Source organism: Sulfurimonas sp., from assembly GCF_014859695.1.
Lineage (GTDB): Bacteria > Campylobacterota > Campylobacteria > Campylobacterales > Sulfurimonadaceae > Sulfurimonas.
In genome coordinates this window covers 1-7,766 of record NZ_JACUTS010000080.1, presented here as the reverse complement: position 1 = coordinate 7,766, position 7,766 = coordinate 1, and the positions used below count along the sequence as shown (strand labels likewise).

The window sequence follows — 7,766 nt, the reverse complement described above, 5'->3', positions numbered from 1 at the left end:
TATAAAATATAAACAAGCTACATAAGGACAAATATGCTAGATTTTGCAAAATTTACAAAGTATTCAAAACCGGGACCTCGTTATACCAGTTATCCTACAGCGCTGGAGTTTAATGACTCTTTTGGTTATGATGAGTATATTCAGAAGTTAAAATCTCAAGATTCTTCTCGTCCTCTTAGTTTATATTTTCACCTTCCTTTTTGTAAAAATGCATGTTATTTTTGCGGCTGTAATGTTGTATTTACGTCCAAAGAGGACAAGATGCTCCGTTATATGGACTATCTCAAAAGAGAGCTAAAGATACTCTCTTCACATCTAGACTGCTCTCGTAGTGTGATTCAGATGCATTTTGGCGGCGGAACACCTACATTTTTCAGCGCGGCGCAGCTTGATGAGGTTATCAAAGAGATACGCTCTTTTTTCCCTAACTTTGTAGATGATGCAGAGGTTAGCTGTGAGATAGACCCGCGTCATATTGATGAGGATCAGATGAGGGTTTTAAGCGATAACGGTTTTAACCGCGTAAGCTTCGGTATTCAAGATTTTAATGAAAAAGTTCAGATTGCGGTGCACCGTGTTCAGCCCTATGACATCACGAAATATGCGATGGATTTGGCTAGAAAGTACAACATGGTATCTGTCAACGTGGATCTCATTTACGGGCTCCCTTTTCAGTCACTAGAGACTTTTAAAGAGACCCTCGCTCTTGCTATTACACTGGATCCGGATAGATTTGCGGTCTTTAACTATGCGCATGTTCCTTGGATGAAAAAGACAATGCGAAAGATTGATGAGACGACGCTTCCTCTGCCTGATGAGAAGCTTCAAATCATGCAGTACACTATTGATTTTTTAACATCAAACGGCTACAAAATGATAGGAATGGATCACTTTGCAAAACCTGAAGATGATCTCTTTAAAGCGATAAAAAAAGGCGAACTTCACAGAAACTTCCAAGGCTACACTACAAAAGGCGGCGCGGATTTGATAGGGGTAGGACTCACCTCTATAGGTGAAGGAGTCGATTATTACGCACAAAACTTTAAAGAGATGAGAGATTATGAAGAGGCTATTGACGCTCTCAAACTCCCGTTTGAGCGCGGTGTTGTCTTGAGCGATGATGACCAAATCAGACAATTTGTAATCATGGAGCTTATGAGTAACTTCAAGCTTGATATAAAACGATTCGAGAAGCTGTTTAATATTAATTTTAAAGAGTATTTTGCAGATGCCGTAGAAGCGCTTAAGCCTTTTGAAGAGGATGAACTTCTGAGCATAGATGATGATTTTATAAAGTGCAGCGAGACGGGAACACTTCTTATAAGAAATATTGCAATGCCTTTTGATGCCTACATGAAAAAACATGCGGCTAGTTCTAAAACATTCTCTAAAACGGTATAGCAATGGACAAAACCGCGCAGGAAATTTTTAACTTTGGCGCTACAACCGATGAATGCATAAAGTGCGGAAAATGTATCCCCGTCTGTACAATTCACAACGTAAACGCAGATGAGGTTACTTCTCCAAGGGGATTTTTAGACCTTTTAGGAGCGTACCAAAGAGGCAATCTAGAGCTAGATGAAAATGCAAAAGCCATTTTTGAGAGCTGTTTTTTATGTACCGCATGCGTTGAGGTGTGCCCGAAATCACTTCCTACTGATATGGTTATAGAGCAGGTACGTGCAGATATAGGCAAAAAATTTGGCATAGCATGGTACAAAAGAGCTTTCTTTTTGCTTCTTCGCCACCGCTGGCTCAATGACTTGGCATTTAAGCTAGGCTGGGTATTTCAGACATGTTCGTTTAAGATTCAGGCAAACAAGGACTCTATGACCTCGCGCTTTAATCTGCCTATGCTAAAAGCCGACAGAGTGCTTCCTAGTCTTAAAAAAGTGTCGTTTCTAAACTCCCATAAAGAGAACATAGACAACGGCGGCAAAAGAAAAGTGGCTGTTTTTATAGGGTGTCTTGGCAACTACAATTATGTAAATGTCGGTAATTCGCTTTTGGAAATTTTGGAGCATTTAGAAATTGACGCATTTTTAGCAAAAGACCAGAAGTGCTGCGGGGCACCTGCCTATTTTACGGGAGATTTCTACACGGTCGATTATAATGCGAAATTCAATATAGAGTATTTTGAGAGTTTTAGCAAAGATGTTGAGGCGATTATCATCCCTGAAGCGACATGTTCGGCGATGCTCAAAATTGACTACGAGCACTATTTCTATGATCAGCCGGAGTGGAAGGCAAGGGCGGTTGCGCTGAGGGAGAAAATCTTTATGGCGACCGAATGGCTTGAAAAACATACCGAGCTTAGCAAGATACTCGCATCCAAGAAAAAAGACCCAAAAATAGTGACCTATCACGATCCGTGCCATGCAAAAAAGATGCAGGGAATCCATATGGAACCTAGAGCACTTATAAGTAAAAACTACGATATTGTTGAGATGAGCGATTCAAATACATGCTGCGGATTTGGCGGCGTGACTATGCAGAGCGAGAAGTACCATTTTGCAAAAGCAGCAGGAATCCCAAAAGCCGATATGATTAAAAAAACAGGGGCTGATGTGGTTAGTTCGGAGTGCAGCGCATGTCGTATGCAGATAAACGCTTCCATGGGCTACGTGGATGCTCCGCAAATCTTTAAAAACCCCATAGAGCTTATTGCCGAGGCATTGAGAAACTAGTGGAGATGTCTGCTTGGAACAATATATATGAGACGTTTGATCCCGTAGCATTTCATCTATTCGTCATTCCCGTGCACTGGTATGGGATTATGTACGTTTTAGCGCTCTTGAGTGCTCTTTACATCGGAAAATATTTTATCAAAAAAGATAATATTGATTTTGGTACAAAAGGCATTGACCTCTATTTTATCTATGTAGAGATTGGCGTTATTCTGGGCGCAAGGCTTGGCTACATCCTCTTTTACGATCCTCAAACACTCTACTATCTCTCTAATCCATGGCAGATATTTAACCCATTTGTAGATGGCGAATTTGTCGGTATAAGAGGTATGAGCTACCATGGTGCCGTGCTTGGTTTTTTACTAGCAACATATCTCTACTCCAAAAAGCATAAGATAAAGATGGGCAAGATAATGGACTTGGTCGCAATAAGCGTACCACTTGCATTTGTATTTGGGCGTATAGGAAACTTCCTAAACAAAGAGCTAATAGGACGCGAAACCGATATGCCGTGGGGCATTTTGGTTGATGGTGTTTTGCGCCATCCTTCACAGCTTTATGAGGCGATTTTAGAAGGGTTTGGTGTTTTTGCAGTCGTTTATATCTACAGAAGATTTCAGAGCTACAGCGGAGAGCTTATTTTGGTTTATGGTGTCAGCTATGGATTGTTTCGCGCTATCGCAGAGATCTGGCGTGCGCCGGATGAGCAGATAGGGTATGTCTGCTGTAACTCCATAACGCAGGGACAGGTCATGAGTCTGGCTATGAGTTTAGTAGGTGTTGTTGCATGGGTCTATTTTAAAAAAAGAAGCGTTAGGATTTAGGCTCTTCATCCCTAGGCGCATCGTTCTCTTGGCTTTTATTTCTTCTGAAAATACCGTTTTTGCGTGAATCTTGATCTTTTCTAATCGAACTTCTCCATAGGTGATTTACAAGATAGTAAGCCAAAGAAGAGATGGATATGGAGTAAAAAGCAGTTCCCACATAAAGGGGAATAAAAATATTTCCAATATTTTGGGCAAACCACTCAACGGTAAGCTCTACATCCGTAGTCTCCATGCCAAGAAAAAAACTTCCCGTCAAATACTCAGCGTAGTACATAAAAGGCATCGTAAAGGGATTGCTTATCCAACACATCGCAAGAGCGATAGGCACATTAAACCTTGTAAAAGGAATAAATGCCACAACCGCAAGCATCTGCATCGGCATGGGTATGAATGCTATAAACAGTCCAATAAAAACTGCTTTTGAGACCATTTTTCTATTTGCCGAGAGGTACTCTATGGGAACATTATATTTTTGAATAAAAGTTTTTAATTTTTCATTTGCACTTAAATTTTTAAAGGTTTTTCTAATCATAATTTATGCCATTTTGAAATGTGTGGTGATTATAGCCATAAAAAACTTATTTTTTTTAGTAGAGTATCAATTTTTCTCCCCTATCTGAGAGATAGGGGTAGCTTTAGGGGGTTGTAGGGACTTTAGTCCCTGCCATTAAAACGGACAAGTTCGTTTTCTAAAGAAACATTTTCACTTCGTGAAAACCGCATTTGCTTGTTTTAATGCGTAACATCAGATAATATGTTAAAATTGCGTTATTAATATGAAAGTAGGTAAGCTATGTCATTCGAAAAACTGGGAGTTATAAAGCAGCTTCTTAGCGCCATAAAAGATTTGGGCTATGAAAAACCTACAACAATACAAACAAAAGCAATCCCGTTGATTTTGGCAAAAAGCGATGTTTTTGCAACAGCTCAGACGGGAACCGGAAAAACTGCCGCATTCGGTCTTGGTATGCTTCAAAGACTCAGAAAAACATCTGCTGATGAAAACAGAGTACTGAGAGGAATTATTTTATCTCCAACCAGAGAGTTGTCTCTTCAGATTTATGATGATTTGCAAAATTTTGCAAAATATATGCCGCTAAATATTGCCGTTTTAGTCGGCGGAAAAGATTTGGAGTTGCAGCAGAGACTCTTAAAAGAGGGAGTTGATATCATAATTGCAACACCCGGCAGAATCATCGAGCATATAGGGAAGGGTTTAAACCTCTCGCATGTAGAGATTTTTGTCCTTGATGAGGCCGATAGAATGCTTGATATGGGTTTTGTAAAAGAGATAAGGACAATTCATCCGCTTCTGCCAAAGAGACATCAAACGCTTCTTTTCTCAGCCACCTACAGCGACAAGGTAAGAAAACTCTCAAAACTTCTTCTTACAAAACCTACTTTTATAGAGGCTTCAAAGAAAAACTCTACCGTTGATACCATAAATCAGGTTGCCTATTTAGTTGACACGGACAAAAAAGCCCAGCTTTTGGCTTATATAATCGGTTCGAGGAACTTTAGGCAGGTACTCGTTTTTACAAGAACAAAAGCGAGTGCGGATGAGCTTGTAATCGAGCTTAAAAAAGACGGTCTTAAGTGCGGCATCATACATGGCGATAAAACACAGGCAAACCGCCTAAAAACTCTAAATGATTTTAAAGAGGGTAAAATCAAGGTCCTTGTCGCAACAGACATAGCTTCAAGAGGTCTGGATATAGAAGAGTTGCCTTTTGTCATAAACTATGAACTTCCTTCAATCCCTGAGGATTACGTGCATAGAGTAGGGCGAACGGGTCGTGCAGGGCGAGAAGGAATGGCAATAAGTCTAATCGATATCTATGAAAAGTATGATATGAAAGCTATTGAAAAGCTTATAGGGATGAAAATACCACAAGAGACGGTTGAGGGTTTTGAACCCGACCCGACTATTCGTAGAAAAGATGAAGATGAGATAAAACTCAAGAGCGAACATAAAAAAGTAGAGATAAAAAGAGCTAAAAAACCTTACAAAAAACCTCAAAAAGCCCAAAAGAGTGAAAAAGGCGAAACATATAAAAAGCCGGTAACTACAAAAAAAAGAAAAACAACAAAGCGCGGTTAATCACTGTTGTTAGAAATTTTGTACAGAGATGAGTATCTAGTGGCGATAAATAAGCCACCCGGTCTTTTGGTTCATCGCTCCCCCATTGACAGACATGAGACAGAGTTTGCGGTGCAGATTCTTCGAGATCAGATTGGAGAGTTTGTCTACCCTGTTCATCGTTTAGACAAGCCGACATCTGGAGTTCTTCTTTTCGCACTTGATAAAGAGAGTGCAAAGCTTATGGGTGAGCAGTTTCGCGCAAGAGAGACCAAAAAAAGTTATCTGGCAGTTGTCCGCGGTTATATAGAAGAGAGCGGAGTAATCGAGCATGCCCTAAGCGTGAAACTTGATAAAATTGCAGACAAAGACAGTTTTGATGACAAAGAGGCTCAAGATGCAACAACCCACTACACAAGAGTTGCAACGGTTGAGATTCCCTACGCGGTAGGAAAGTATGATAAAACCAGATACTCTCTTGTAAGCCTAGAGCCGCAAACCGGAAGAAAACACCAGCTCCGCCGCCATATGAAACACATTTCACACCATATCTTGGGCGATACAAAGTACGGAAGAGGCGAACATAACAAGCTAATACGAGAAGCGTTTAACTGCTACAGAATGCTTCTACATGCAAGTGAGCTTCAGATTAAACATCCATGCACTGGCGAGACGCTCATTATTAAAGCACCTTTAGATGAGAGTTTTAACTCAATATGCAAGTTTTTCAACTGGCATCTTTGATATAATTGCACTAATTTTACACAGGAGCAACCATGGAAGCAGTCTATCCATACGCACACATAATTCATCTAGTTTTGGCAATCATATTTTTGGGCTATGTTTTTACCGACGTATTTATGATTTCAGCACTTAAAAACAAGTTTGGCAAAGAGACAGATCAGAAGATCAACCAGACGTTAGGCTCTAAAAGCTTCAAAATTTTCCCTATTTCGTTGCTTATTATAGTTTTAACAGGCGGCATGATGATGTCAAAGTATATCAACTCAAATGCAGGTTTTTTTGAGACAGATATGCAAAAACTTCTAGTCATTAAAATAGTTTTGGCATTGATCATCGCTGCGGGTGTGCTGTTTAATCTTTTTATTAAATTTACTGGTCGCAAAAAACCTCAGTTCATGCAGGAGCATTTTCATAAAGTAGTTTTGGTCTTAGGATTATGTATAGTAGTTTTGGCAAAAATGATGTTTAGCGCGTAACTATTTTATAGACAGTTAAATGAATAAAATAAAACTTATAACTGTTGCTCTTATCGCTATTATACTATTTATGACTATTACAAAAGAGAGAGAGGGCAACTCGTCGCGCATCGAACTAAACAGCCACTCAACTATACTTGCCTTTGGCGACAGCATTACCTACGGCTTCGGTGTTGCAGAGAAAGCCAGTTACCCCGCACAGCTTCAAAAAAGAACAGGCGTTCGTGTTATAAACGGAGGCATTTCCGGAGAAGAGTCATCCGAGGGACTAAAGAGGCTTCCTAAGCTTTTAGAGAAAAAACCAGACTTGGTTATACTCTGCCACGGCGGCAACGACATTATCCAAAAACAACCAGAAGAGAAGTTAAAAGCCAACCTTACCCAGATGATAGAGACCATAAAAGCAAGCGGAGCAAAGGTTCTGCTTGTAGGAGTTCCAAACTTCGGTCTGCTAGGATTTAATACACGCTCCATCTACGTTGAAGTCGCTGAGCAGACAGAGGTATTTTTTGAAGATAATGTTCTATCTGAAGTACTATCTAAGAGAGAGTTTAAACTTGACTATATTCATCCAAATGAAAAAGGGTATGAGATTATGGTAGATGCCCTTGTAAAACATCTAAAAATAATCAATTAATATATTTAAATTTGAAGTTTGTTAAGTTCTGAAAGTTCATATTTTATGGGTTTAAAAAGAGGTGGCTCCGGATACTGGATTCGAACCAGTGGCCAAGTGATTAACAGTCACCTACTCTACCGCTGAGCTAATCCGGAATATTTGAAAAATTCTTAAAAAAGTGGTGTCAGAGGGGGGACTTGAACCCCCGACCCCCGGCTTATGAGACCAGTGCTCTAACCAGCTGAGCTACCCTGACATCTTTTAAGAGGCAGAATTATACTTTTTTAAAACTTTAAACAACCTAAGATAGGCAAAAAGTCATCAAAAAGTTAG

General features: G+C 39.9%; 8 protein-coding genes and 2 tRNA genes. 7 read left to right on the top strand and 3 right to left on the bottom strand.

Features of this window, described 5'->3' with window-relative positions; translation table 11 throughout:
- Nucleotides 1-33: 33 nt before the first annotated feature.
- Genes hemN through lgt form a run of 3 tightly spaced genes read left to right on the top strand, consistent with a single transcriptional unit; the run spans nucleotide 34 to nucleotide 3,511 of the window.
- Nucleotides 34-1,401, top strand: coding sequence for an oxygen-independent coproporphyrinogen III oxidase (hemN, locus tag IBX42_RS10455; protein ID WP_294932668.1), 1,368 nt, complete (start codon nucleotides 34-36; stop codon nucleotides 1,399-1,401).
- Between the two features lie 2 nt (nucleotides 1,402-1,403).
- Complete coding sequence (locus IBX42_RS10450) at nucleotides 1,404-2,687, top strand: (Fe-S)-binding protein (protein WP_294932666.1); 1,284 nt, start codon at nucleotides 1,404-1,406, stop codon at nucleotides 2,685-2,687.
- A gap of 5 nt (nucleotides 2,688-2,692) precedes the next feature.
- Nucleotides 2,693-3,511 (top strand): prolipoprotein diacylglyceryl transferase, encoded by an 819-nt coding sequence (gene lgt, locus IBX42_RS10445; RefSeq protein ID WP_294932670.1) that lies wholly within the window; start codon nucleotides 2,693-2,695, stop codon nucleotides 3,509-3,511.
- Here lgt and IBX42_RS10440 read toward each other — a convergent pair.
- Nucleotides 3,501-4,046, bottom strand: coding sequence for a DUF2062 domain-containing protein (locus tag IBX42_RS10440; RefSeq protein WP_294932664.1), 546 nt, complete (start codon nucleotides 4,044-4,046; stop codon nucleotides 3,501-3,503). The genes lgt and IBX42_RS10440 overlap by 11 nt on opposite strands.
- 261 nt (nucleotides 4,047-4,307) lie before the next feature.
- On the opposite strand from IBX42_RS10440, the gene IBX42_RS10435 reads away from it, so the two are divergent.
- From IBX42_RS10435 to IBX42_RS10420, 4 genes are read left to right on the top strand one after another with little or no spacing between them, the layout of a single operon-like run.
- Nucleotides 4,308-5,615: a DEAD/DEAH box helicase gene (locus IBX42_RS10435; RefSeq protein ID WP_294932662.1), complete on the top strand. Its 1,308-nt coding sequence runs from the start codon at nucleotides 4,308-4,310 to the stop codon at nucleotides 5,613-5,615.
- A 6-nt stretch (nucleotides 5,616-5,621) separates the two neighbouring features.
- Nucleotides 5,622-6,338, top strand: a complete 717-nt coding sequence (gene truC / locus IBX42_RS10430) for a tRNA pseudouridine(65) synthase TruC (RefSeq protein ID WP_294932660.1) — start codon at nucleotides 5,622-5,624, stop codon at nucleotides 6,336-6,338.
- Nucleotides 6,339-6,370: 32 nt separating this feature from the next.
- Entirely contained in the window at nucleotides 6,371-6,814 is a 444-nt protein-coding gene (locus IBX42_RS10425; protein WP_294932658.1) for a hypothetical protein, read from the top strand.
- A 19-nt stretch (nucleotides 6,815-6,833) separates the two neighbouring features.
- Complete coding sequence (locus IBX42_RS10420; RefSeq protein ID WP_294932656.1) at nucleotides 6,834-7,451, top strand: arylesterase; 618 nt, start codon at nucleotides 6,834-6,836, stop codon at nucleotides 7,449-7,451.
- Nucleotides 7,452-7,513: 62 nt separating this feature from the next.
- Here IBX42_RS10420 and IBX42_RS10415 read toward each other — a convergent pair.
- Together IBX42_RS10415 and IBX42_RS10410 are read right to left on the bottom strand one after the other, a co-directional pair.
- Nucleotides 7,514-7,588 (bottom strand) — tRNA-Asn (locus IBX42_RS10415).
- 24 nt (nucleotides 7,589-7,612) lie between these two features.
- Nucleotides 7,613-7,689, bottom strand: a tRNA-Met gene (locus IBX42_RS10410).
- Nucleotides 7,690-7,766: the final 77 nt, after the last annotated feature.